At 64.1% G+C, this 24851-nt stretch carries 20 protein-coding genes; 16 read left to right on the forward strand and 4 right to left on the reverse strand.

Features of this window, described 5'->3' with window-relative positions:
- The first annotated feature begins 51 nt into the window (after window positions 1–51).
- Window positions 52–1221: a MalY/PatB family protein gene (locus T8A63_RS17185; protein WP_322344519.1), complete on the forward strand. Its 1170-nt coding sequence runs from the start codon at window positions 52–54 to the stop codon at window positions 1219–1221.
- Window positions 1222–1263: 42 nt separating this feature from the next.
- Here T8A63_RS17185 and T8A63_RS17190 read toward each other — a convergent pair whose 3' ends face one another.
- The gene (locus tag T8A63_RS17190) at window positions 1264–1620 is read right to left on the reverse strand and encodes a hypothetical protein (RefSeq protein ID WP_067935534.1); all 357 of its coding nucleotides are present in this window, start codon (window positions 1618–1620) and stop codon (window positions 1264–1266) included.
- Between the two features lie 173 nt (window positions 1621–1793).
- On the opposite strand from T8A63_RS17190, the gene T8A63_RS17195 reads away from it, so the two are divergent.
- The 7 genes from T8A63_RS17195 (at window position 1794) to mnmH (ending at window position 7865) form a co-directional block, all read left to right on the forward strand.
- On the forward strand, window positions 1794–2768 hold the full coding sequence (locus T8A63_RS17195) for a glutathione S-transferase family protein (RefSeq protein WP_322344520.1): 975 nt from the start codon (window positions 1794–1796) through the stop codon (window positions 2766–2768).
- A gap of 90 nt (window positions 2769–2858) precedes the next feature.
- The gene (cobD, locus tag T8A63_RS17200; RefSeq protein ID WP_322344521.1) at window positions 2859–3806 is read left to right on the forward strand and encodes a threonine-phosphate decarboxylase CobD; all 948 of its coding nucleotides are present in this window, start codon (window positions 2859–2861) and stop codon (window positions 3804–3806) included.
- The gene (gene cbiB / locus T8A63_RS17205) at window positions 3803–4711 is read left to right on the forward strand and encodes an adenosylcobinamide-phosphate synthase CbiB (protein ID WP_322344522.1); all 909 of its coding nucleotides are present in this window, start codon (window positions 3803–3805) and stop codon (window positions 4709–4711) included. The genes cobD and cbiB overlap by 4 nt, the downstream gene beginning before the upstream one ends.
- 14 nt (window positions 4712–4725) lie before the next feature.
- A complete protein-coding gene (locus T8A63_RS17210) occupies window positions 4726–5904 on the forward strand; it encodes a lytic murein transglycosylase (RefSeq protein ID WP_322344523.1) in 1179 nt (392 codons plus the stop codon).
- A 13-nt stretch (window positions 5905–5917) separates the two neighbouring features.
- Entirely contained in the window at window positions 5918–6334 is a 417-nt protein-coding gene (locus T8A63_RS17215) for a rhodanese-like domain-containing protein (protein ID WP_067935519.1), read from the forward strand.
- A gap of 71 nt (window positions 6335–6405) precedes the next feature.
- Window positions 6406–6756 (forward strand): RidA family protein, encoded by a 351-nt coding sequence (locus T8A63_RS17220; protein WP_067627636.1) that lies wholly within the window; start codon window positions 6406–6408, stop codon window positions 6754–6756.
- A gap of 53 nt (window positions 6757–6809) precedes the next feature.
- Window positions 6810–7865: a tRNA 2-selenouridine(34) synthase MnmH gene (gene mnmH / locus T8A63_RS17225; RefSeq protein ID WP_322344524.1), complete on the forward strand. Its 1056-nt coding sequence runs from the start codon at window positions 6810–6812 to the stop codon at window positions 7863–7865.
- Here the strand turns inward: mnmH and selD are convergent.
- Entirely contained in the window at window positions 7849–10020 is a 2172-nt protein-coding gene (selD, locus tag T8A63_RS17230) for a selenide, water dikinase SelD (RefSeq protein ID WP_416153221.1), read from the reverse strand. The genes mnmH and selD overlap by 17 nt on opposite strands.
- A gap of 290 nt (window positions 10021–10310) precedes the next feature.
- On the opposite strand from selD, the gene T8A63_RS17235 reads away from it, so the two are divergent.
- The 4 genes from T8A63_RS17235 (at window position 10311) to T8A63_RS17250 (ending at window position 15429) form a co-directional block, all read left to right on the forward strand.
- A complete protein-coding gene (locus T8A63_RS17235) occupies window positions 10311–12404 on the forward strand; it encodes a DEAD/DEAH box helicase (RefSeq protein ID WP_132443829.1) in 2094 nt (697 codons plus the stop codon).
- A gap of 230 nt (window positions 12405–12634) precedes the next feature.
- Window positions 12635–14032, forward strand: a complete 1398-nt coding sequence (locus T8A63_RS17240; RefSeq protein ID WP_132443830.1) for an aspartate aminotransferase family protein — start codon at window positions 12635–12637, stop codon at window positions 14030–14032.
- A 207-nt stretch (window positions 14033–14239) separates the two neighbouring features.
- On the forward strand, window positions 14240–14503 hold the full coding sequence (locus tag T8A63_RS17245) for a glycine zipper 2TM domain-containing protein (RefSeq protein WP_067631066.1): 264 nt from the start codon (window positions 14240–14242) through the stop codon (window positions 14501–14503).
- A gap of 164 nt (window positions 14504–14667) precedes the next feature.
- On the forward strand, window positions 14668–15429 hold the full coding sequence (locus T8A63_RS17250) for a sulfite exporter TauE/SafE family protein (RefSeq protein ID WP_067631064.1): 762 nt from the start codon (window positions 14668–14670) through the stop codon (window positions 15427–15429).
- Here T8A63_RS17250 and nagA read toward each other — a convergent pair.
- Both nagA and T8A63_RS17260 read right to left on the reverse strand, forming a co-directional pair.
- Window positions 15426–16556 (reverse strand): N-acetylglucosamine-6-phosphate deacetylase, encoded by a 1131-nt coding sequence (gene nagA, locus T8A63_RS17255; protein WP_322344525.1) that lies wholly within the window; start codon window positions 16554–16556, stop codon window positions 15426–15428. The two genes, T8A63_RS17250 and nagA, sit on opposite strands and share 4 nt — an antisense overlap.
- Window positions 16553–17443, reverse strand: coding sequence for a BadF/BadG/BcrA/BcrD ATPase family protein (locus T8A63_RS17260; protein WP_132443833.1), 891 nt, complete (start codon window positions 17441–17443; stop codon window positions 16553–16555). The genes nagA and T8A63_RS17260 overlap by 4 nt, the downstream gene beginning before the upstream one ends.
- Before the next feature lie 117 nt (window positions 17444–17560).
- Between T8A63_RS17260 and T8A63_RS17265 the strand changes: the two genes are divergently transcribed.
- The 4 genes from T8A63_RS17265 (at window position 17561) to T8A63_RS17280 (ending at window position 24813) form a co-directional block, all read left to right on the forward strand.
- Window positions 17561–19024, forward strand: a complete 1464-nt coding sequence (locus tag T8A63_RS17265; RefSeq protein WP_322344526.1) for a PLP-dependent aminotransferase family protein — start codon at window positions 17561–17563, stop codon at window positions 19022–19024.
- A 96-nt stretch (window positions 19025–19120) separates the two neighbouring features.
- The gene (xsc, locus tag T8A63_RS17270) at window positions 19121–20896 is read left to right on the forward strand and encodes a sulfoacetaldehyde acetyltransferase (protein ID WP_322344527.1); all 1776 of its coding nucleotides are present in this window, start codon (window positions 19121–19123) and stop codon (window positions 20894–20896) included.
- 3 nt (window positions 20897–20899) lie between these two features.
- Window positions 20900–22000 (forward strand): acetate/propionate family kinase, encoded by a 1101-nt coding sequence (locus T8A63_RS17275; protein WP_322344528.1) that lies wholly within the window; start codon window positions 20900–20902, stop codon window positions 21998–22000.
- Entirely contained in the window at window positions 21997–24813 is a 2817-nt protein-coding gene (locus tag T8A63_RS17280; RefSeq protein WP_322344529.1) for a molybdopterin oxidoreductase family protein, read from the forward strand. Before T8A63_RS17275 ends, T8A63_RS17280 begins: the two co-directional genes overlap by 4 nt.
- Window positions 24814–24851: the final 38 nt, after the last annotated feature.

Genomic DNA, 24851 nt, shown 5'->3' on the forward strand with positions numbered 1-24851 from the left:
GCAGCGCCTGTGGCAGCCGTTAGCTTGGCCGCAATATCAGGAGAGACCAGCATGAGCTTTGACGACATCATCGACCGGCGCGGCACCCATTGTTCGAAATGGGACAAGATGGAAGCGATCTATGGCGTGCCTGCAGACACGGGCATCGCCATGTGGGTGGCCGACATGGATTTCCGCCCCCCGCAGGTGGTGCAGGACGCGCTTCAGGCCCAGATCGACCACGGGGTGCACGGGTATTTCGGCGACGACAGCGAATACCTTGCCGCGATCCAATGGTGGATGGAAAACCGTCACGGCTGGAAGGTCGACGCCGATGCGATCTTTACCAACCACGGTCTGGTGAACGGCACCGCGATGTGCGTCGATGCCTTCACCCAGCCCGGTGATGGCGTGGTGCTGTTCACCCCGGTCTATCACGCCTTCGCCCGCGTGATTAACGCCGCCGAGCGGCGCGTGGTGGAATGCCCGCTGACCAATGCCTCGGGCCGCTATGAGATGAATTTCGACGCCTATGACGCCCTGATGACCGGGGATGAGAAAATGGTGATCCTCTGCTCGCCGCATAACCCCGGCGGGCGTGTCTGGAGCCGCGAAGAACTGCAAGGCGTGGCCGATTTCGCCAAGCGGCACGATCTGGTGCTAGTTTCGGATGAAATCCACCACGATCTGGTGATGCCGGGGCACAAGCACATCCCCATGGCGCATATCGGCGGAATCGAAGACCGTCTGGTGATGATGACCGCCACGACCAAGACTTTCAACATCGCCGGCGGCCATACCGGGAACGTCATCATTCACGACCCCAAGCTGCGCCAACGCTTCGCCCAGCGCATGGCGGCTTTGGGCGTCTCGGCGAACTCCTTCGGGCTGATCATGGCAACGGCGGCCTATTCCCCCGAGGGTGCAGCGTGGGTGGATGAACTGACCGCCTATCTGGACAGAAACCGGCAGATCTTCGATGACGCGGTGAACGCGATTCCGGGGCTAGGTTCGATGCCGCTGGAATCGACCTATCTGGCTTGGGTGGACTTTTCGGGCACCGGGATGGACCCGGCGGAGTTTCAGAAACGTGTCGAGAAAAGTGCCGCCATCGCTGCCAACCACGGCGCGACATTTGGCACCGGCGGCGAAAGCTTCATGCGTTTCAACCTCGCCACGCCACGTGCACGGGTTGAAGAAGCTTGCAACCGGCTCGCCAAAGCCTTCAGCGATCTGCAGTAATTGAAAGACGGCGCGGCGGGACTGACCCGCCGTTCCGCTGCTTCAGGCGCGGCCGTCTTCGATCAGCCCCAGTGGCGCATCGGCGGGACGCTCGAAATCAAGCGGCGGACGGTCTGCCACGGCGGTCGCGCGTTTGAACTCATAACGCATTTCGCCCGCTTCTTCCTCGCTCGCCACGATGAGACATTGGAACAGATGCAGGCTGCCATCATAAAGATCGACCAGCCCGCGCAGCTTGGGCGCATCTGCCGCATCGACGGAAAAACCGGTCTTCCAAATACGCAGCACCCGGTAGACATCACCGCCCACCTCAAGCCGCAGGCGAGACCCTTTGCGCAGGCTTTCCATGCGCGCGGCATCTAGCCCCGCTTGTATTTCCTTGGTCAGAAATTCTTCCATGATCTTCCCCCCGCTGATGCCTTCTAAGCTGGGCTAAAACGTAGGAAATTCAAGTTAAGAATTGATGACGTTTCGGCAGCCTGCGCCAGCGCAGGGCGGCTGCGCGCCCATGAAGATGTGCAGTCCGCGCGTGTGGCCCTAGATATACCCTCAAACGCGCAAAGGAGAACAAGATGGGCCTATTGGTTGACGGAAAATGGCAAGACAAATGGTATGATACCAAATCCTCAGGCGGCAAGTTTGAGCGCGCCGCAGCGAAGTTTCGCAACTGGGTAACCGCCGATGGCAGCGCCGGCCCCAGCGGCGACGGCGGGTTCAAAGCAGAATCGGGCCGCTATCACCTCTATGTCAGCTATGCCTGCCCTTGGGCACATCGCGCGCTGATCTTCCGCCAGTTGAAGGGGCTGGAGAATCACATCGGCGTGTCGGTCGTACACCCCGATATGCTGGGCGAAGGCTGGACCTTTGATGATGACTTCCCCGGTGCCACCGGCGACACCCTCTTTGGCCTGCCCTATGCCCGCGACATCTATACCCGTGCCGATCCCAATTTCTCGGGCCGCGTCACCGTGCCGATCCTCTGGGACAAAGAGCGCGAGACCATCGTCAGCAATGAGAGCGCCGAGATCATCCGCATGTTCAACAGCGCCTTTAATGAGATCACCGGCAACCGCGACGATTACCACCCCGCCGCGCTGCACGACCGCATCGAAGAGGTGAACGCACGCGTTTATGACACGCTCAATAATGGCGTCTACAAAGCCGGTTTCGCCACCACGCAGGAGGCCTATGACGCCGCCGTGCATCCGCTCTTCGACACATTGGATTGGATCGAATACATCCTGTCGGAAAACCGCTACCTTGCAGGCGACAGGATGACCGAGGCCGACTGGCGGCTCTTCACCACGCTGGTGCGCTTCGACAAGGTCTATCACCTGCACTTCAAGTGTAACCGCAACCGGATCATCGATTACCCGAACCTCTGGGCCTATACGCGCGAACTCTATCAGGTGCCCGGCGTGGCCGAGACGGTGAACTTCGACCACATCGTGCGGCACTACCACTACAGCCACGACACGATTAACCCGCATCGGATCATCCCGATCAACCCGGTGCTGGATTTCGACGCGCCGCACGGGCGCGGCTGATCCCTCCTCCCCCTCCCTGCCTTGCGGAAGGCGCTTGATCGCGCAGCGCTTTTGCGCTTTCACCGCAGCAAGAACGGCAGGGGGACGAGGATGCAACAGCCAGATCAGCGCGACCACGGCGGCGGTGTCGATGCGGCAGCGGCGCGTTTCGGCGGGCGGCGGGCGGAGTGGATCGACCTGTCGACCGGGATCAATCCGCAGCCCTATCCGATCCCCGCCCTGCCTGCTGAGGCGTGGAACGCGCTTCCCGATGCGGCAGCGCAAACCGCGCTTGTGGATGCCGCCCGCGCCTTCTGGAAGGTGCCACCGGATGCTGCGCTGCTGGCCGTGCCGGGCGCATCCTCGGCCATTGCGCGCATCCCGGCGCTCGCCCCGAAAGGCCGCGTGCGCATCCCCGGCCCGACCTACAATGAACATGCCGCAAGCTTTGCCGAGAACGGCTGGCAGGTGGTCGAAGAGGGCAACACCGATGCTGCAGTCCATGTGCACCCCAACAACCCCAACGGGCGGCTTTGGCAAGTGGCAGAGGTCACCGCCCCCCTCAGCATCATCGACGAAAGCTTTTGCGACATCACCCCTGATGCCACCCTCATGGCGCAGGCCACAACATCCGGCACATTGATCCTCAAAAGTTTCGGCAAGTTCTGGGGTCTGGCCGGGCTGCGGCTGGGCTTTGTCATTGGTGACCCGGCCTTGGTGGCACGGCTTGGCCAGATGCTCGGCCCTTGGCCGGTAAGCGGCCCGGCTTTGCATATCGGCGCGGCGGCTTTGCGGGATGGCGCTTGGGCCGAAGCGATGCGGGCCCGGCTGGCGACTGACGCCACCCGTCTCGACACAATGATGACCGAAGCGGGCGCGCAGATCGTCGGCGGCACCCCGCTTTTCCGGCTTTATGAGGTCGATGACGCGCAAGCTTGGCAGGAACGCCTCGCCCAGCATCACATCTGGACCCGCGTCTTCCCCTATAACCCACGCTGGCTGCGCCTCGGCCTGCCCCCCGCTGACGGCTGGTCGCGGTTGGAGCGGGCGCTGGCATGAGCACGGCGGCGGTTCTTGCGCTGGCCATGCTGCTCGATGCGGCCCTTGGAGAACCGGAATGGCTCTGGCGGCGCTTGCCGCATCCGGCGGTGCTGATGGGGCGATTGATCGGCTGGGGGGATCGGCGGTTGAACCACGGCCAAGCGCGACGCGCGAAGGGCGCGGCACTGCTGCTGGCGCTGATGATCGGGATGGCGTGCCTTGGCTGGGTGCTGAGCCTTCTTGGCCCGCTCGCCGAGATCATCATCGCCGCGATCCTACTTGCGCAACGCTCCCTCGTCGAACACCTCCGCGCTGTGGCTGATGGGCTGCGCCAATCGCTGCCCGCTGGCCGCCGCGCGGTGGCGATGATCGTCAGCCGCGACACTGGCGAGATGCCCCCAGACGCCGTGGCACGCTCGGCCATCGAAAGCGGCGCGGAAAACCTCAGCGATGGCATCATCGCGCCTGCCTTTTGGTTTCTGCTGGGCGGGCTGCCGGGGCTGCTGGTCTATAAAATCGTCAACACCGCCGACAGTATGATCGGCTATCGCACCCCGCGCTACGCCGATTTTGGCTGGGCCGCGGCGCGGATGGATGACCTGCTGAACCTCGCCCCGGCACGGCTGACCGCGCTGCTCATTGCGCTCCCCGGCGGGGTGCTGCACCACTGGCGCGACATCAAGTCCGACGCGGCGCTGCACCGCTCGCCCAACGCCGGTTGGCCGGAAGCCGCCATGGCGCGGGCCATAGGTGTGGCCCTCGCCGGTCCGCGCAGCTATGATGGGCAGGTGCAGCAGTTTCCTTGGGTGCACGGCGCGGGGGCGCGCGTCATCGGACCTCAGGAGATCGATGCGGCCATCACCCGCCTCTGGCAGGCATGGTTGGTGATGTGGGCAATCGCCCTAGTTCTGGCCTGTCTGTGACTATGAGGATACCTATGCGCCCCACTTTTCTAGCCGCCACCCTTGCGGCCCTCACCCTTCCCGCCACCGCCTTTGCGCAAACGGTCTGTGGCGGTGATTTCTCCAGCTTTATCGCGGATGCCAAGGCCGAGGCCGTGGCAAATGGTGCCGATCCCGCCACTGCCGATCGGTTTTTTGCAGGTCTGCGCCAAGACCCCGCCGTGCTGCGCGCCGATCAGGCGCAGGGCGTATTCCAAAAGCCCTTCATCGAATTCTCACGGCACCTGATCTCCAACGACCGGATCAACCGAGGCCGTGCCAATGGCGAAAAATACGACGCGATCTTTGACCGGGTTGAATCCGAATATGGCGTCAGCCGTGGCGTGCTGCTGGCCTTCTGGGCGTTTGAGACGGATTACAGCGCGATCCAAGGCGACTTTAACACTGCCAACGCGCTGGCCACGCTGGCGCATGACTGCCGCCGCCCCGAGTTGTTCCGCCCACAGCTTTTCGCGGCATTGGAGCTTTTCGAGCGCGGTGAATTCGACCCCGCCACCACCACCGGCGCTTGGGCCGGAGAAATCGGCATGGTGCAAATGCTGCCCCGCGACATCATCGAAAACGGCGTGGACGGCGACGGCGATGGCGAAGTCTCGCTGAAAACCTCCGCCCCAGATGCGCTGCTGTCGGGTGCGAAAATGCTGCAAAGCCTTGGCTGGCGCGCGGGGGAACCTTGGTTGGCCGAAGTCACCCTGCCGCAGGATTTTGACTGGTCTCAAACCGGGCTGGAGACCACCAAACCCGTCAGCGAATGGCAGGCCATGGGCGTATCCCCGCGAAACGGTGCGCTGGCCGAAGGGCTGACCGCCTCGGTCCTGCTGCCACAAGGGCGCGGCGGGCCAGCCTTCATCGCCTACCCGAATTTTAGGGTCTATTTCGAATGGAACCAGAGCTTTACCTACGTCATGACTGCCGCCTATTTCGCCACGCGGCTGGAAGGCGCACAGGTTTTCGACGCAGGCAATCCGCAACCGGGGCTTAGCGGCGACGCGATGAAGACACTTCAGCGCAAATTGCAGTCCATGGGCTATGACGTGGGCGATGTGGATGGCATCCTCGGCTCTGGCACCCGCGCCGCCGTGCGCGCCGAACAGAAACGACTAGGCATGCCCGTCGATGGCTGGCCCACGCCTGATCTGCTGAACCAACTGTAAGGAGAAGACCCCGATGGCCCTCAAGAAAACCGCCGCCCAAATGGTCTCTGAGGCCCGTGCCCGGATCGAAGAGATCGACAGCATTGAGGCCATCGCCATGCTGGACGACGAAAACGTGCAATTCGTCGACCTGCGCGATCCCCGCGAACGCGAGCGCACCGGGTTCATCCCCGGTGCGTTCCACTGCCCACGCGGCATGTTGGAGTTTTGGGTCGACCCCGACAGCCCCTACTTCAAAGAGGTCTTTGCCCAAGACAAGAAATTCGTCTTTCACTGCGCCTCGGGCTGGCGCTCGGCCATCTCGGTCGCGACACTGCAAGACATGGGCTTTGACGCGGCGCACCTAAAGGACGGTTTTGGCGGTTGGGAAAAAGCAGGCGGCCCAAAAGAGGGCGGCCCAGAAGCAGGCGGTAAGGCTGAGAAACCCTGACGCGCGGGCTTTGATCTGGCCTCCCCCACGCAAAGCTGCCACAAGTTTTGCAACGTCAAAGGAGAGACAGAATGACCGAGATCAAACGCCACCACACCAACACCCGCATGAGCCAAATCGTCGAGCATGGCGAAGTGATCTACCTTGCCGGTCAGGTCGGCACGGCAGGTGCGGATGTGGCCCAGCAAACCCAAGATTGCCTTGATAAGGTCGACGCCCTGCTGGCCGAGGTCGGCAGCGACAAGACCCGAATCCTGCAATCGACCATCTGGCTGGCCGACATGGCCGATTTCGCGGCGATGAACGCCGTTTGGGATGCTTGGGTGCCCGAAGGAAACGCCCCCGCCCGCGCCTGTGGCGAATCCAAACTCGCCACGCCGGAATATCTGGTCGAAGTGCTGGTGATCGCGGCCAAAGCCTGAGCCATCGCCCCGCGCCCTGTCGTAGGGCGCGGGGTCTTTGCCGGAACCCCCAGATGACCCCCTGCACCCTCACCGCCCTGTCGGACCTCGCCGCGCTCGACGTTGATACCATCATCGACGTGCGCGCCCCTGCGGAGTTCGCCGAGGACCACCTGCCCGGCGCAATCAATCTGCCCGTGCTGTCGGATGCAGAGCGGGCCGAGGTCGGCACCATCTACAAACAAGTCAGCCCCTTTGACGCCCGCAAGATCGGCGGCGCGCTGGTGGCGCAGAACACCGCCCGGCATTTACAAACGGCACTGGCGGATAAAAACGGCGGCTGGCAACCGCTGGTCTATTGCTGGCGCGGTGGGCAGCGGTCGGGTGCGTTCTCGACAATTCTCGATCAGGTCGGCTGGCGTGTGCAACTTCTGCGCGGCGGCTATCGCAGCTATCGGCGCTTGGTGGTCGCGGCGCTCTACGACTTGCCCATGCCGCACCGGCTGATGTTGATCGAAGGCGGCACCGGCACGGCCAAGACGCGGCTGCTGCACCATCTGGCAAAGGCAGGCGCGCAGGTGCTTGACCTCGAAGGGCTGGCACAACATCGCGGGTCGCTGTTTGGCGCGGTGGACGGCGGCCAACCGCATCAGAAAATGTTTGAATCCCGTCTGGCCCAAGCCCTCACGCCACTCGACCCGGCGCAGGTAACCTGGGTCGAAGCGGAAAGCAGCAAGATCGGTAACATCACCCTGCCCCCCGCCCTCTGGGCCGCGATGCGCGCAGCTCCGCGGGTCGAGATCGCCGCCCCGCTCGCCGCGCGGGCGGATTTTCTCTGTCGGGCCTATGACGACCTGACGACGGACCCTGCTTTGCTGGATGACCGCATCGACAGGCTGCGCCCCTATCACAGCGCAGAGACCATCGCGGCATGGCAGACCCAAGCCCACGCGGGCGATTGGGCCATGCTTGCCGAAGGGCTGATCGGCCAACACTACGACCCGCGCTATGCCAAAGCCGCCAGCCGCAATCCCGCGCCGATAGAGCGGCTGACGCTCGACAGACTCGACGATACCTCCTTGGCCGAGACCGCCGCCGCGCTGAACACCCGGTTTACGTCAGGCGCATAGAGGGCGCACCGGCCTCCAGCCGTCCGATGATATGGCCCGTCAAGCCTTCGGCCTCCAACCGCGCCTGCGCCGCTTCCGCCGCTCCCTTTGGCAAGGCCGCCAGCAGCCCCCCAGCGGTCTGTGGGTCGTGAAAAAGTGGGTTCACCGGGCCTGCGGCCTCTATCGGAGCATCCGCCTGATTGACCGGCAACAGCGACGATGCCACCCCCCGATCCGACAGCGCCTGCGCGCCGGGATAGAGCGGGACCGCCGCGCCCCAAAGTTCTGCCGCCAGCCCCGAGGCGCGGCAAATCGCCTGCACATGGCCCGCCAAGCCAAAGCCGGTCACATCAGTCATCGCATGGGCACCACCCAAAATCGACGCCTCCCGCGCCTGCGGTGTCGCCATGAGCCCGAGCGCTTTGGCCACCACCCGCCCCGGCGCACTGCCTGCCATATGCCCGGCAAGGATCACGCCAGACCCGATGGGCCGGGTCAGCATCAACACATCCCCCGGCTGCGCGCCGCCGACACCGATGGGCATGTCCTCCCGCGTGCCGGTGACCGTAAACCCGATAGTCAGTTCCGCGCCCATGGTGGTGTGGCCGCCGACAATCTGCGCCCCTGCCGCCGCCATTACATCTTGCGCGGCCGCCGCGATCTCTCGCAACGTGCGGGCCTGCAATGCGGGCGACATGCGCGGCAGGATGATCGAACTCAGCGCCACCTGCGGCTTGGCCCCCATGGCCCAGACATCGCCCAAGGCGTGGACCGCTGCGATCCGCGTCATCAGCGCCGGGTCTTCGATGAAGCCGCGCAGGTGATCCGTGCTCATCACCTGAAAACCACCGCCCGGTTGGCGCAGCACCGCCGCATCATCCCCCGCCCCGGTAACGACATCGCCGGCGACCGGCGGTTGCACTTCGGCCAAAAGGTCTCCCAGCACCGCGCCGCCCACCTTCGCCCCGCATCCACCACAGAGCGGCTTGCCCGCCAGCGCCTCCTGCACGCCCGAGGCCACCGGGCCCGTCAGCGCATCGGTCTTCATCGCGGGGAGGTCATCGAGCCCGCCCATGAACTTGCGATCAATGCGGTCCTTCCACTGCCAAAGCAGCGCCCCGCCAAGGGCCAGCCCGTTCCGCTCGGCCACAGCGGATTTCCCGCCCAGCGAGATCAGCTTGAGGTAATGTTTCTGCGGTTTGAACGCCCGCCGCGCACCACCACTCAGCGCAGCGCGCAGGTTATCATGCAGCACCGGCGCTGCCCGCACGGCAAAAACCCCGGCCTTGGGGCGCGGCGTGGCCTCCATATGCGCACAGTCGCCCACGGCAAAGAGTGCCGCATCATCCACCACCCCCAGATCCGCGCCGACACGGATGAACCCCTGATGAAGCGGCAGATCAGTCTGCGCGAGCCAGCCATGCGGCACCGCCCCCGCAGCGCCCACACAAAGCGCGGCTGGTATCGGCGCGGCCCCGTCCAAGATGACCGCCCTATCGGTGATCCGCGCCACTTTGGCATTCAGCGTGAGACCTACCCCCAAGTCCACCATGCGGCGTCGAACCATCGCCTCGGTCCGAGGGGCCATGCCGGAAAGCTGTGGCCCGTGTTCCACCACCGTCACGGCAGGCTGCACACCCGCTTGGCGCAGCGCAAAAGCCATCGCCATGGCAAGCTCACAACCCGCCACACCGCCGCCAATCACCGCCACCTCGGGCGGCTGTTCGCCCGCCTTCACCGCTGCCAGAAACTCACGCCAGCGCGCGGCGTAGACATCAAGTGGTTTGGCCCCGACAGCGTGGTCAGCAAACCCCAGCAGGTCCATCTTGGCCGTGATGCCGATGTCGATCGAGGCCACGTCATAGGCGACGGCTCCATGCCCTTTAACCGTGATCTCGCGTGCCGCCCGGTCAATCCCCGTCGCCGCCCCAAGGATCAGCCGCGCCCCGGCGTGGCGGCACAGGCGCATCAGGTCAATCTCCAATTCATCCCGCCCGTAGTGCCCGGCGATATGACCGGGCAGCATGCCGGTATAGGGCGCGGTGGGACCGGGGTTGATGACCGTCAGCCGCGCACCGGGCAGCGGGTCCATCCCCCATTTGCGCAGCACCAGCGCATGGGCGTGCCCGCCGCCTACCAGCACCAGATCTCGCGTCAGGGGCAGATCGCTTTGCACCAGATTGCCTCACTCTCTCTTTTTGCCTCGGTCATAGCTAACCGAACGCGCCCGGGCGCGCCATTGACCTGACCGAGATGTGAGCGGATCGGACCAGAGCTAAAATGGCACTTCCCCGCCCATTCGGGCCTCCAAACCCGCCAAACAGGTAAAAAGGGTGACAATTCGCCCAAAAACCCCCATGTACATTCCATCCCCGACCCTCTACCGACGGTCGGATTCCTTTGCCGTGGCTGGTAGCACCCCACGTGCCCGCCCCCCGCACAAACGTTCAAGACAGGACAGCCTTCGTGATCCAGACTATTGCCGATGCCCTTGCCCAACAGGGTTATGAAACACTTACCGCCGTACAGGAGGCCGTCACAGACCCCGCGCTGAACGATCAAGACCTTCTGGTTTCCGCCCAAACCGGGTCGGGCAAGACGGTGGGCTTTGGCCTCGCCATCGCGCCGACACTCTTGGGGGACGATACCCATTTCGGCCAAGCAGGCGCACCGCTGGCGCTGATTATCGCGCCGACCCGCGAATTGGCCATGCAGGTCAGCCGCGAGCTGACCTGGCTTTATGGCAAAGCGGGCGCGGTGGTCACCACCTGTGTCGGCGGCATGGACACCCGGACCGAGCGCCGCGCGCTGGACCGGGGCGCACATATCGTCGTCGCCACGCCGGGCCGTCTGTGTGACCACATCAAACGCAACAACATCAACCTCGACGCGATCCGCGCCGTGGTGCTGGACGAAGCGGATGAGATGCTCGACCTCGGCTTCCGCGAAGACCTTGAGTTCATCCTCTCCGAATCCCCCGAAGAGCGCCGCACGCTGCTGTTCTCGGCCACCGTGCCTGCGGCGATTGCCAAACTGGCGAAATCCTACCAGCGCGACGCGCAGCGCATCACCACTGTGAGCGAAGCCAAACAGCACAGCGATATCGAATACCGCGCGCTGAATGTGCACCCGCGTGACACTGAAAACGCGATCATCAACGTGCTGCGCTTCTATGAAGCCAAGAACGCCATCGTGTTCTGCAACACCCGCGCCGCCGTGGCGCGCCTGACCACACGGTTCACCAACCGGGGTTTCTCGGTCGTGGCGCTGTCGGGTGAGTTGACGCAGTCTGAGCGGACCAACGCGCTGCAAGCGCTGCGCGACGGGCGGGCCCGCGTTTGTATTGCGACGGACGTGGCCGCACGCGGCATCGACCTGCCGAACCTTGAACTGGTGATCCACGCCGATCTGCCCAGCAACTCCGACACGCTGCTGCACCGCTCGGGCCGTACTGGCCGCGCCGGGCGCAAGGGCGTTTCCGCCCTGATCGTGCCTGCGAAACTGCGCAGCAAAGCAAACCGTCTGATCGGCGGCGCGAAGCTGAAAGTGGAATGGGCGGCACCGCCCTCCGCCACCGAAGTGAATGCCGCCGACGAAGCCCGCCTGCTGGCCGATCCTGCATGGTCCGACCCGATCCCGGAAGATGCCGAAGGTTTCGTTGCCAATCTGGTCGAGCAATTCTCGGCCGAGCAACTGGCCACTGCTTTCGTCAACCTCTACCGCGCGCGCCAATCCGCGCCGGAAGAACTGGCAGAACCCGGTGCGCCCGGCGACGACAAACCGCGCCCGGCCTTTGGCAAATCGGTCTGGTTCTCGATCTCGACAGGCCGCAACGACGGGGCCGAGCCGCGCACGCTGCTGCCAATGCTTTGCCGGCGCGGTGATCTGACCAAAGACGATATCGGCGCGATCCGTGTGCAGGGCAGCCATAGCTTTGTCGAAGTGCTGGAAACCTCGGTTCCCGGTCTGCTGAGCGCACTTGGCGGCGACATGAAGCTGGAAGAAGGCGCGGTGCTGACGCAGCTCGACAAAGCCCCCGATCTGGCCCGTGGTCCGAAACCCGGCGGCAACCGTGGCCCCAAGCCGGGTGGCGGCTACAAGGGTGATCGCGACCGTGGCCCGCGCCCGCCGCGTGATAACTACGATCCCGATGCCGCCCCCGCCCCGCGCAAACCCCGCGCCAAAGCGGCGGATGGCCCCGGTGCGGCGTCGTTCGACAAGCCGAAATACGACAAGGCCAAGTTCGACAAACCGCGCGCGCCCAAGGGCGAACGCCCGCCAAAGTCGCACAAGACCGAGCGCAGTCCGATGAAACCCGGTGCGACGCCCAAGCCTAAGTCTGGCGGCGAAACAACCGGCAAGCCCAAGGCGAAAGCCGTTTGGAAAAAGGAAAAGCCCGCAGGCGATGCACCGCGCAAAGGCAAGGGCAAGCCGACAACCTCGGCCACCACGCCGGGCGGTGAGAAGTCCTACAAACGGGCGTCCGACCCGTCCAAACGCTTCACCCCGCCGAATAAGATCGGCAAGCAGGGCGGCAAGGGCGGCCCGAAATCGAAGTAAACTTGAACGCCGGGGCACCACCCCGGCGTTTTCGTTTAAGGCCCCGGACTTTTTAAAAAAGTCCGCCCCGATTTCTTTAAAAGAAATCTGCGCCGGCGGCTGGCCTTAAGGAACAAACCTAACTGGCACTACTTGTGGCGCAACTTTCGCGGTGATGTGATAGGCACATTCCCCGCCTCTGCGCGGGCTTCATTCGTGGGTTCGCCCACTCGCACAGAAAGGTTTGCCTCATGGACGGCAATTTCAACGAGAACGACATCTCCCGCGTTGTCGAAGCCGACCGCGCGCATATCTGGCACCACCTGAGCCAGCACAAACCCTATGAAACGACCGACCCGCGCATCATTGTCGAAGGCAAGGGCATGCGGGTCTGGGACCAAAAGGGCAAAGAGCACCTTGATGCCGTGTCCGGTGGTGTCTGGACGGTCAACGTAGGCTATGGCCGTGAAAGCATCGCCAATGCCGTGCGCGACCAGCTGATCAAGCTGAACTATTTCGCCGGTTCCGCAGGCTCGATCCCCGGTTCTCATTTCGCCGAGAAACTGCTGGACAAGATGCCCGGCCTTGATCGCGTCTATTACTGCAACTCGGGCTCCGAGGCGAATGAGAAAGCCTTCAAAATGGTGCGCCAGATCGCGCACAAACGCTATGGCGGCAAGAAGCACAAGATCCTCTACCGCGACCGCGATTACCACGGCACCACCATCGGCTGCCTCTCAGCGGGTGGGCAGGACGAGCGCAATGCACAATACGGCCCCTTTGCACCGGGCTTTGTGCGGGTGCCGCATTGTCTGGAATATCGCAGTTTTGAGCAGGACGGTGCGCCGCAAGAGAACTACGGCACATGGGCGGCGGATCAGATCGAAAAGGTGATCCTCGCCGAAGGGCCCGAAACCGTCGGCGCGCTTTGCCTTGAGCCGGTGACCGCAGGCGGCGGCGTGATCTGCCCGCCCGAGGGCTACTGGGAGCGGGTACAAGAGATTTGCCGCAAATACGACATCCTGCTGCATATCGATGAGGTCGTCTGCGGCGTGGGCCGTACCGGGACTTGGTTCGGCTATCAGCACTACGGCATCCAGCCAGACATGGTGACGATGGCCAAAGGGGTGGCCTCTGGCTATGCCGCCATCGCCTGTCTGGTCACGACCGATGCCGTGTTTGACATGTTCAAGGACGATGCCAGCGATCCGCTGAACTACTTCCGCGACATCTCGACCTTTGGCGGCTGCACCGCGGGGCCGACCGCGGGCATCGAGAATATGAACATCATCGAGCGTGAGAACCTGTTGGAGAACACCACCAACATGGGCCACTACATGCTGGAGCAGCTTCATGCGCTGGCCGACAAACACAAGGTGATCGGCGATGTGCGCGGCAAGGGGCTGTTCTTGGGCGCCGAACTGGTCACTGACCGCGACAGCCGCGACCCCGTCGAGGAAAAACGTATTCAGGCCGTCGTTGGGGACTGCATGGCCCAAGGGGTGATCATCGGGGCCACCAACCGCTCCCTGCCCGGCAAGAACAACACGCTGTGTTTCTCGCCTGCCCTGATCGCCTCACGCGATGATATTGATGAGATCATCACCGCGGTGGATGGCGCATTGGGCCGAGTTTTCGCTTCGGCGTAAAACCGCGCTTTCAGGCCTGCGACAGGCGGCATCGGTTGACCCGGTGCCGCCTTCGTCTATCTAAACCTCTGTCTTGCCCGAACATGACAACAGATGGAAAATTGCCGCGCACACCCGCGTTGAAAATTTTTCTTAACATCCATCGCTTTCGCGGGAACCTCTTCCACCCCCCCCCGCGTTGGCAAATGAGTAACTTGGGAGAAAGACATGAAAAAATTCCTTATCGCCGTTCCGCTGGTCGCCACTCTTGCCGCTTGTAACGGCACCACGCCCAGCCAAGGCGCCCTGACAGGTGCAGCCCTCGGCGCAGCCACAGGTGCTGCTGTTTCAGGCGGTGACGACAAGGTTCAAGGCGCAATCATCGGCGGTCTCGCTGGTGCGGCGGCTGGCAACTACATCGGCCAGACTCAGTCCGGCAAATGTGTGTACCAGAACTCCAACGGCCAGCGCTACGTCGCAGCTTGCCCATAAACGGCTGACATCGCGCGATTTCGCGCTATTGGGGCTTCGACCATTCGCGCTATTGGGGCTTCGACCATCGGTCGGAGCCCTTTTTCGTGCCTCCCCCCTATCTTGGCATCGCCGTGATTTGATCCTAACAGGGTTCCAAGCGCCGCATGGCGTGGGGAGGGACAATGACCACTTTGAGCGATATCGCGATCTTGCTGATCGCGGCCTTTGGCGCGGGCGTGTTGAACACCATCGCCGGGGGCGGCACCTTTCTGACCTTTCCGGCGCTGGTCTTTACCGGGATGCCGCCTGTGGCGGCCAATGCCACCAGTGCCGTGGCGGTGTTTCCCGGCTACCTTGCCGGGGCTTTCGGCTTTCGCGATGAATTGGGCGGTTTTGACCGCAAGCGGTTGCTGCGGCTTAGCCTCATCACGCTGGCGGGCGGTGTGGTCGGCTCGGGCCTGCTGCTGGTCTCGTCCAACGCGGCCTTTTCGGTTGTCGTGCCCTTCTTGCTCCTCGCGGCGACGCTGGCCTTCCTGCTGGGCGACCGCATCCGCGCCTTTGCCGCATCCCATGCCCGCGGCGTCACACCCGAAGGCGCGCTCGGCCTGTTCGCGGTCAGCGTCTATGGCGGCTATTTTAACGGGGGCTTGGGCATCGTTCTGCTGGCCCTCTTTGCGCTTTGGGGGATGACCGACCTGCACGGGATGAACGGGCTCAAGAACGGGCTGAGCTTCGTGCTCTCATCGATTTCCGTGGCGGTCTTTGCCTTGGCCGGGCTGGTCGCATGGCCGCAGGCGTTGCTGATGATGCTGGCCGCCACGGCAGGGGGCTATGCCGGAGCGCCGCTGGCGCGGGCCTTGCCGAAACAAACCGTGCGCTGGCTGATCGCCGCCATCGGCTTTGGGATGAGCGCGGTGTTCTTCTGGCGGCTTGTCGCAGGCTAGGCGAGCAGGTCCACCGCACCGCTTTCGGGGTCGAACAGCAGCAAAGGTTGGCCCGCGCTTTCGATCCGGCCCAGACCCATGTCATCGCGCAACAGTGCCAGCGGCCCCGAAATCGCCCGCGCCAAGGCGGTCTCCAACGGCTCTCCCACGGCATGGATCAGTGTGCGAACCGCGTGGCCCAACGCTAGGTCCGCCCCCGCCAAAGTACCATCCGCCAAGGCCAACCGCCCCTCCGCGCGATAAACCTCGCGCCCGTTGAGCGTGAAGCCCGCGATATCAGAGCCCGCCGTCGCCATGGCATCACTGACGAGGAAAATCCCCTCCCCCTTGGCCGCCAGCGCGTTGCGCATGGTTGCTGTATGCACATGGATGCCATCGGCAATCAGCCCCGCGTGAACCCCGTCTCGCGCCAGCGCCGCCCCGACCAATCCCGGCGCGCGGTTGCCCATCTGGCTCATCGCGTTGAACAGATGCGTGACGCCGCGCGCGCCCGCATCAAAAGCAGCCATAGAGGTCTCGTAATCCGCATCGCTATGGCCAAGCGAGACGATGACCCCGGCCTCGGCCATCGCGGCGATCTGCGCGTTGCTGGTGTTTTCCGGCGCGACCGTCACCATAAGGTTCGGCAGCAGCACAGCGGCGCGCAGGATCAGTGCAAGATCCGCCGCCTCCATCGGGCGGATCAACGCCCCGTCATGCGCGCCCTTACGCGATAGCGCCAGATGCGGGCCTTCCAGATGCAGCCCGATAATGCCCGGCACCCCCTCGGCGATGGCGGCTATGGCAGCCTCGATGGCCGCTTCGGTTTTTTCGGGCGTATCGGTGATCAAGGTGGGCAAAAGCGCCGCGACACCCGTGCTGCGATGCGCCTTGGCCATGCGCCGCAGGGTGGCCACATCGGGGCTGTCGTTGAACATCACCCCGCCGCCGCCATTGACCTGAAGATCGACGAAACCGGGACAGAGCACCCCCGCCTGCAGCCGCTCTGTCGGCACGCCCTGCGGCACATCTTCAAAGGCAAGGATGCGGCGGCTGCCGACTTGCATCTGCGCCAGCACCTTGCCGTGGTGCAGATGCGTTCCATCGTGAATATCCGCCCCGGTGAAAACCCTCGCGATCTCGCTCATGGCAAAACCTCTTCCGCTGCGGCCTTGCAGACCAGATGAAACGCCCCATCAAGCGCCGTGCCGCGCGCCGCGATCAGCCCCGACAGATGGTCTTCTGGCAGGTAACGCGCGTAATGCGGGCCGATCCCTCCCAGCAGGCAGAGCGGGTCGCCGGGCGCGAAATCCAGCGCCTTCAACGCGCGGAGGTAATAGGCCGCCCCCTCTTGCATCAGTGCCTGCGCGTGGCGGTCCCCAGCCTCGGCAGCCGCGATGACCTTGGGCGCGAATGCCGCATAGTCTCCGGGCTGCGCCGTCAGGCTGAAGGAAACGAGAGCCTCTGGATCATCGCCGAAATCCGCCAACAAAGCGCGGGTCAGGTCGCTGTGCGGCAGCACCCTGTCATGGCATTGCAACGCAAAATCCAACGCGCCGCGCCCCAGCCATGCGCCTGATCCTTGGTCGGCCAGATGAAACCCCCAGCTTCCGACATAGCGATACGCCGTGCCATCGGTCGCGGCCACAATCGTACCCGTGCCGATGGCCAGCAGCCAGCCCGCCACGCCTTCGCCAAGCGCGCCGACCACGCAGGCGGGGCGGTCATCGTCGGCGTGGATCCGGGCATAGGGCAGCGCCGCGCGCAGCCGCGCTTCGTCCCGCGCGACGTTCATTCCCGCGAGCCCGATGAACGCCGTGGCGTCCTTAAGTGCCGTGAGGGGCAGCCCCGCCTCGGCCGCTGCCGCCTCCACCGCGCCGCGCAGGTTTGCGAGCGCTCTGTCCGGGTCATTGCCGATATTGGCGCGCCCCCCAGTTGCACGGCCAAGAATGCCATCACGCTGCGTGCCGATGGCGGCGCGGCAACCGGTGCCACCGCCGTCAACGGCGATCAAAAGAGGGGCGGAGATGCTCATGCGACACTTTTAGGCGAGGTGCCGGGTGAACGGAAGTGCGGGCAACGCGCCGAAGTAAATTCGACAGGCCGTAATGCCAGATTGAACTCCCCCTAAGGCCAGCTTAACCTTCGCCCCATGGCCCTGCCCGTCGAAACCTTTTTCCTGCGTCCCGATGCGCAAGGCACCCTGCAACAGCAGATCCAACAGATGATCGCCCAAGGCGTCCTCTCGGGTCGGTTTCAGCGGGGTGAGAAGCTGCCCTCCACCCGCAAGCTCGCAGCGCATCTTCGCGTCAGCCGGATCACGGTCACCATCGCCTATACCGAGCTTTTGGCGAATGACTACCTCACCTCGCGCGGGCGGTCGGGGTATTTCGTTTCCGACAACGCCCCCGCGCCCCCAGCCTTTGCGCCCCGGGCCGAGGCCGATGACGCCATCGATTGGACCCGCGCCATCGGCCAACGCTTCAGCGCCAATGGGCTGGCCGCCAAACCGCAGGACTGGGCCAGCTACCGCTACCCTTTCATCTACGGCCAAGCCGACCCGACGCTGTTCGACCACGCGAACTGGCGGCTCTGCGCGTTGCAAGCCTTGGGCCAGCGCGACTTCACCTCGATGACGACCGATTATTACGATCAGGACGACCCGCAACTGATCGAGTTCATCGCCCGCCACATCCTGCCCCGGCGCGGCGTCTCGGCGCGGCCCGAGCAAATCCTCATCACGCTTGGCGCGCAGAACGCGCTTTGGCTGACCGCGCAGGTGCTGCTGACCCAACGCCGCCGCGCCGTTTTGGAAGACCCGTGCTATCCGGCGCTCAGCGGTATCCTGAGCCAGTCCCGCTGCCACATCACCCCGGTGCGCGTGGATCAAGACGGCCTCCCGCCTGAGGCGATCCCCCCCGACACTGATGTAATTTTCACCACGCCCAGCCACCAATGCCCGACCAATGCGACCATGCCGATGGACCGCCGCCGCGCGCTCTTGGCCCGCGCCCGCGCGCTTGAGGCGCTGATCGTCGAGGATGACTATGAGTTTGAGATGTCCTTCCTCAAACCCGCCTCGCCCGCGCTGAAGTCGCTCGATGATGAGGGGCGGGTGATCTATGTCGGCAGCTTCTCCAAATCGCTTTTTCCGGGGCTCCGGCTGGGCTATCTGGTGGGGTCCGAGCCTTTCATTCGTGAGGCCCGCGCGCTGCGCGCCTCCGTCCTGCGCCACCCGCCGGGGCATATCCAGCGCACCGCTGCCTATTTCCTGTCTCTGGGCCATTACGACGCCCAGATCCGTCGCATGGGGCTGGCCCTGCACGAGCGTCGCCGCGTCATGGAAGAAGCGCTTGAGACGCACGGCCTGCGTGTCTCGGGCCGGGGTGCCTATGGCGGGTCGTCCTTCTGGATGCGTGCGCCCGAAAGTGTCGATACCGCGCAACTGGCCGAAAACCTACGCGTGCGGGACGTTCTGGTTGAACCCGGCCACGCCTTTTTCGCGGGCGAAGAGAGGGCCACGAATTACTACCGGCTGGCCTATTCCTCCATCCCCGCGGCACGGATCGGCGAAGGGGTTGGCCTGATCGCCGAAGAGATCGACCGCCTGCGCTGATCTGGCCCTAGGGCTAGGCCAATTCTGGCCCTAACCCCCGCCCGCGGCTACCCGTAATTTGCCCCAAGCTTTGCCCCACGCCCAAAGGATCGACCCATGAAAATGACCACCGAAGAAGCCTTCGTCAAAACCCTTCAGATGCATGGGATCGACACGGCCTTTGGCATTATCGGCTCGGCCATGATGCCGATCTCCGATCTGTTCCCCGCCGCCGGGATCACCTTCTACGACGGTGCGCACGAGTGTAACTCCGGCATGATGGCCGATGGGTTCACCCGCGCGTCGGGGCGGATGTCGATGATGGTGGCGCAAAACGGGCCGGGGATTACCAACTTCGTGACGCCGGTGAAAACCGCCTATTGGAACCACACGCCGCTGCTGCTGGTGACCCCGCAGGCGGCGAACAAGACCATCGGTCAGGGCGGCTTTCAGGAGGTCGAGCAGATGGCGCTCTTCCGCGACATGGTCGCCTATCAAGAAGAAGTGCGCGACCCGACCCGCATCGCCGAGACACTGAACCGCGTGATCCTGCAAGCCAAACGCCACTCCGCCCCTGCGCAGATCAACATTCCCCGCGATTTCTGGACCCAAGTGATCGACATCGACCTGCCCGCCATCGTCGAGTTCGAGCGGCCCTCTGGCGGAGAGACCGCCATCGCCGAGGCGGCAGAACTGCTTTCAAACGCGAAATTCCCGGTGATCCTGAATGGCGCGGGTGTGGTCATCGGCGGCGCGATCGACGACGCACGCAAACTGGCCGAACGGCTCGATGCGCCTGTCTGTTGCGGCTACCAGCACAATGACGCCTTCCCCGGCTCGCACCCGCTGTCGGTGGGGCCCTTGGGCTACAATGGCTCCAAAGCGGCGATGGAATTGATCGCCAAGGCCGATGTGGTGCTGGCGCTCGGCACGCGGCTTAACCCGTTTTCGACACTGCCGGGCTATGGCATCGATTATTGGCCCAAAGACGCCAAAATCATTCAGGTCGACATCAACCCCGACCGCATCGGCCTGACTAAGAAGGTCAGCGTCGGCATCGTCGGCGACGCGGGCAAAGTGGCCCGCACGATCCTTAATGGGCTGACCGACAGCGCGGGCGACGCAGGCCGCGAGGAGCGCCGCAACCTGATTGCCCAGACCAAATCCGCATGGGCGCAGGAACTCACCTCAATGGATCATGAGGATGACGACCCCGGCACCACATGGAACGAACGCGCCCGCGACCGCGAGCCGGAAAAGATGTCCCCCCGCATGGCATGGCGCGCAATCCAGAAAACGCTGCCGAAAGAGGCGATCATCAGCTCCGACATCGGCAACAACTGCGCCATCGGCAATGCCTATCCGACATTTGAGGCAGGCCGCAAATACCTCGCCCCCGGTCTCTTTGGCCCCTGCGGCTATGGTTTCCCGGCGGTCTGCGGGGCCAAGATTGCCTGCCCGGATGTGCCTGTGGTGGGCTTTGCCGGGGATGGCGCGTTTGGCATTTCAATGAACGAGATGGTCAGCGTCAGCCGCGACGACTGGCCCGCCGTGACCATGGTAATCTTTCGCAACTACCAGTGGGGCGCGGAGAAACGGAACACGACGCTGTGGTTCGATGACAACTTCGTCGGGACCGAATTGGCGCAGGACGTGAGCTATGCCGCGGTGGCCAAAGCCTGCGGCGTCGAGGGCGTACAAGTGTCGTCGATGGATGAGTTGACCGACGCACTCGACCGCGCGGTCAAGGCGCAGATGGACGAGGGCAAGACGACCTTCATCGAAGTGCTGCTGAACCAAGAGTTGGGCGAGCCCTTCCGGCGGGACGCGATGAAGAAACCCGTCTCTGTCGCTGGAATCAGCCGGGATGACATGCGCCCGCAACAGGTCTGAGGCGTGACCCAAGCGCTGGTGCTTGTCGTCAACGCGGGATCGTCGTCTATCAAGGCGGCGGTCTTTGACGGCGGGTTGGCCGAGCGTCTGCGGATCGAGGCGCAGGGCATCGGCCAGACCGGCGCGCTTCGGGTCGGCTCTGCACCAGTGCAGCCGCGCGCTTTGCCGGATCACCAGACAGCCTTCAGCGCGCTGTTAGAGGCGCTGCGCGGGGAAGGAATCGACACGGGCGATCTCACCGCCGCTGCCCACCGTATCGTGCATGGCGGGCCGGATTTGGCCCAGACCTGTGTGATCAGACCGAACGTGCGGGCCGCCATCGCCGCCGCCGCGCCGCTTGCCCCGTTGCACAATCCGCACCACCTCGGGGCGATTGACGCGCTGTCGGCCCTCCTGCCCGTCCTGCCGCAGGTTGCCGCCTTTGATACCGGCTTTCACCGGACCAACCCCGATGTCGCCCGCCGCTATGCGCTGCCCGACCGGGCCGAAACGGCCGCCCTGCGCCGCTATGGGTTTCACGGCATCAGCTATGAAAGCCTCGTCGCGAACTTTCGCGAGACCACTGGCACAGGCCTCCCCCGCCGTTTGCTGGCGCTGCATCTGGGCAATGGCGCGTCGCTCTGCGCCATCCACGAGGGGCAATCGGTCGCCACCACCATGGGGTTTTCGCCCCTCAGCGGGCTGACCATGGGCACCCGCGCGGGCGAGATTGACGCGGGTGCGGTGGTGCATCTGGTGCGCGACATGGGGCTGGAAGAGACGCAGACACTGCTGCATCACGAAAGCGGATTGCTGGGGCTTTCGGGCCTCACTGCCGACATGCGGCAATTGGCGGAAACAGACAGCGACGCCGCCCGCTTCGCCCGTGACCATTTTTGCTACTGGATCACCCGGCAGGCGGGGTCGATGATCGCCGCCATGGGCGGGATCGACGGCATCGCCTTCACCGGGGGTATCGGCGAAAACGATTCCGAGGTGAGGGAAAAGGTTCTTGCAAACCTAAGCTGGGCGGGAAATATTCCCTCTTGGGTCATCCCCGCCGCCGAAGAGAAACATATCGCGCGCCAAACGCGCGCCCTGCTGAAAGACCCCGCCCTCTCATGACGCACTCCCAGCCGCCGCTTGATCTGTCGCCGAAGGTCTCGGACGAGGTTCGCAAGACCACCTGCTACATGTGCGCCTGCCGCTGCGGCATTAACGTGCATATGAAAAAGGGCAAGGTCGCCTACATCGAAGGCAACCGCGACCATCCGGTGAACCAAGGGGTGCTCTGCGCCAAAGGCTCTGCGGGGATCATGCAGCACAACTCCCCCGCGCGGCTGCGCAACCCTATGAAACGGATCGGCCCGCGCGGGTCGGGTGAGTTCGAGAGCATTAGCTGGAAAGAGGCACTGCAGATCGCCACCGACTGGCTGGAGCCCCTACGCCGCGAAGCGCCTGAAAAGCTGGCGTTCTTCACTGGACGCGACCAGTCGCAAAGCTTCACGTCCCTTTGGGCGCAGGCTTTCGGCACGCCGAACTACGCGGCCCACGGCGGTTTCTGCTCGGTCAACATGGCCACGGCTGGCATCTACACGATGGGCGGCGCTTTTTGGGAGTTCGGCCAGCCCGATTGGGATCACACCAAGCTGTTCATGCTGTTCGGCGTGGCCGAGGACCATGACAGCAACCCGATCAAGATGGGTCTGGGCAAGCTGAAGAAACGCGGCGCGCGGGTCATCGGGGTGAACCCGATCCGCACCGGATACAATGCCATCGCCGACGATTGGGTCGGCATCACGCCCGGCACCGATGGGCTGTTCATCCTGTCGCTGATCCACTGCCTGATGAAGGCCGGGCGCATCGATCTGGATTACCTCGCCCGCTACACCGACGCCCCAGTGCTGCTGAACAGCGACCCGAAGTCGCCGGAGTATGGCCTGCAACTGCGCGATGAGGACGGCAAGGCGCTGGTGGTCGACCGCAAGACGGGCAAGCTGACCCCCTTTGATCAGCCCGGCGTGCGCCCCGACCTTGCCGCCACCTACCGCACGGGAGGCATCACGCACCGCCCGGTCTTTCACCAGATGGCCGAGCAATATCTGGGTGAAGAGTACACGCCCGAAGCCGTGGCTGAGCGTTGTGGCATCCCCGCGCCGCGCATCCGCGCCATCGCCGCCGAACTGGCCCGCGTCGCCTTTGACGAAGCGTTCGAGCTTGAGCACGCATGGACCGACTTCCGCGGCGAGCATCACAAGACGATGACGGGCCGCCCGGTCTCTTTCCACGCCATGCGCGGCATCTCGGCCCATGCCAATGGGTTCCAAACCTGCCGGGCGCTGCATGTGCTGCAGATCATCCTTGGCACCGTCGAAGTGCCGGGCGGTTTCCGCTTTAAACCGCCCTACCCCAAACCTGCCACCGCGCATCCCAAACCGCATTGCAAAGCCACCCCCGATGCGCCGCTCGACGGGCCGCATCTGGGTTTCGTGCATGGCCCCGACGATCTGGCGCTATGCGCCGATGGCAGCCCGGCGCGGATCGACAAGGCGTTCACATGGGAAAACCCGATGTCGGCCCATGGGCTGATGCATATGGTGATCTCCAACGCCCATGCGGGCGATCCTTACAAGATCGACACGCTGTTCATGTATATGGCGAATATGTCGTGGAACTCGTCGATGAACCCCGGCGGGGTGATGGAGATGCTGACCGACACCGACGAGAATGGCGACTACGTCATCCCGCGCATCATCTACTCCGATGCCTATTCTTCGGAAATGGTCGCCTATGCCGATCTGATCCTGCCCGACACGACGTACCTTGAACGGCACGACTGCATCTCGCTGCTCGACCGCCCGATCAGCGAGGCCGACGCCGCCGCCGATGCAATCCGCTGGCCCGTGGTGGAGCCCAACCGCGACGTGCGGGGGTTCCAATCCGCGCTCTGCGATCTGGGGGCGCAGCTCGGCCTGCCGGGGTTCGTGAACGAGGATGGCACCCAGAAATACAAAGACTACGCCGACTACATCACCAGCCACGAACGCCGTCCGGGCATTGGGCCGCTGGCCGGGTTCCGCGGTGAAGATGGCAAAGACGCCGGACGCGGGGCGCCGAACCCCGAGCAGATCGACCGCTATATCGAAAACGGCGGTTTCTTCGTCAATCACATCCCCGAGGGCGCGAATTACTACAAGCCGTGGAACGCCGCCTATCAAGATTGGGCCGTCGGCATGGGCATCTATGACGCGCCGCAGCCCTATCTATTTTCGCTCTATGTCGAGCCGCTGCGGCGCTTTCAGCTTGCCGCCGAAGGCCACGGCGACCGCCAGCCCCCCGACCATCTGCGCGACCGGATCAAGCAGACCATGACGCCCCTGCCAATCTGGTATGAAAGCGATCCCGAGGGCGCTGAAGGCTATAACGTCCACGCGCTTACCCAACGCCCGATGGCGATGTACCACTCCTGGGGCAGCCAGAACGCTTGGCTGCGGCAATTGCACGGGCACAATCCGCTCTACCTGCCCACCGCGATCATGCGTGCCAAGGGGCTGCAAGACGGCGATTGGGCGCGCGTGACCTCTCCGCATGGAGGAATCACCGTGCCGGTGATGGAGATGGCGGCCCTGAACCCCACAACGGTCTGGACATGGAACGCCATCGGCAAACGCAAAGGCGCATGGGCGCTGGACAAAGACGCGCCCGAGGCGACCAAAGGCTTCCTTTTGAACCACCTGATCCACGAATTGCTGCCACCCAAAGGCGACGGTTTGCGGTGGTCGAACTCCGACCCGATCACCGGACAGGCCGCGTGGTTCGACCTTAAAGTGCATATCGAAAAGACCGACGCCCCCGCCGAGGCGCAGCCGGAAATTCCGCCGCAACGCTCCCCCGTTCCGCCCGCGCCGCGCGACATTTCGTGGAAGGTGGGCAAATGACCGCTTCCCGGCCGCGCGCTGCGCACAAGACCCTTCAG

Origin of the sequence: Sulfitobacter sp. OXR-159 (assembly GCF_034377145.1) — a bacterium.
Taxonomy (GTDB): Bacteria; Pseudomonadota; Alphaproteobacteria; order Rhodobacterales; family Rhodobacteraceae; genus Sulfitobacter.

Coding starts and splice junctions, on each gene's coding strand:
- T8A63_RS17185 (WP_322344519.1), top strand. CDS start 52: ATGAGCTTTGACGACATCATCGACCGGCGCGGCACCCATTGTTCGAAA.
- T8A63_RS17190 (WP_067935534.1), bottom strand. CDS start 1,620: ATGGAAGAATTTCTGACCAAGGAAATACAAGCGGGGCTAGATGCCGCG.
- T8A63_RS17195 (WP_322344520.1), top strand. CDS start 1,794: ATGGGCCTATTGGTTGACGGAAAATGGCAAGACAAATGGTATGATACC.
- cobD (WP_322344521.1), top strand. CDS start 2,859: ATGCAACAGCCAGATCAGCGCGACCACGGCGGCGGTGTCGATGCGGCA.
- cbiB (WP_322344522.1), top strand. CDS start 3,803: ATGAGCACGGCGGCGGTTCTTGCGCTGGCCATGCTGCTCGATGCGGCC.
- T8A63_RS17210 (WP_322344523.1), top strand. CDS start 4,726: ATGCGCCCCACTTTTCTAGCCGCCACCCTTGCGGCCCTCACCCTTCCC.
- T8A63_RS17215 (WP_067935519.1), top strand. CDS start 5,918: ATGGCCCTCAAGAAAACCGCCGCCCAAATGGTCTCTGAGGCCCGTGCC.
- T8A63_RS17220 (WP_067627636.1), top strand. CDS start 6,406: ATGACCGAGATCAAACGCCACCACACCAACACCCGCATGAGCCAAATC.
- mnmH (WP_322344524.1), top strand. CDS start 6,810: ATGACCCCCTGCACCCTCACCGCCCTGTCGGACCTCGCCGCGCTCGAC.
- T8A63_RS17240 (WP_132443830.1), top strand. CDS start 12,635: ATGGACGGCAATTTCAACGAGAACGACATCTCCCGCGTTGTCGAAGCC.
- T8A63_RS17245 (WP_067631066.1), top strand. CDS start 14,240: ATGAAAAAATTCCTTATCGCCGTTCCGCTGGTCGCCACTCTTGCCGCT.
- T8A63_RS17250 (WP_067631064.1), top strand. CDS start 14,668: ATGACCACTTTGAGCGATATCGCGATCTTGCTGATCGCGGCCTTTGGC.
- nagA (WP_322344525.1), bottom strand. CDS start 16,556: ATGAGCGAGATCGCGAGGGTTTTCACCGGGGCGGATATTCACGATGGA.
- T8A63_RS17260 (WP_132443833.1), bottom strand. CDS start 17,443: ATGAGCATCTCCGCCCCTCTTTTGATCGCCGTTGACGGCGGTGGCACC.
- T8A63_RS17265 (WP_322344526.1), top strand. CDS start 17,561: ATGGCCCTGCCCGTCGAAACCTTTTTCCTGCGTCCCGATGCGCAAGGC.
- xsc (WP_322344527.1), top strand. CDS start 19,121: ATGAAAATGACCACCGAAGAAGCCTTCGTCAAAACCCTTCAGATGCAT.
- T8A63_RS17280 (WP_322344529.1), top strand. CDS start 21,997: ATGACGCACTCCCAGCCGCCGCTTGATCTGTCGCCGAAGGTCTCGGAC.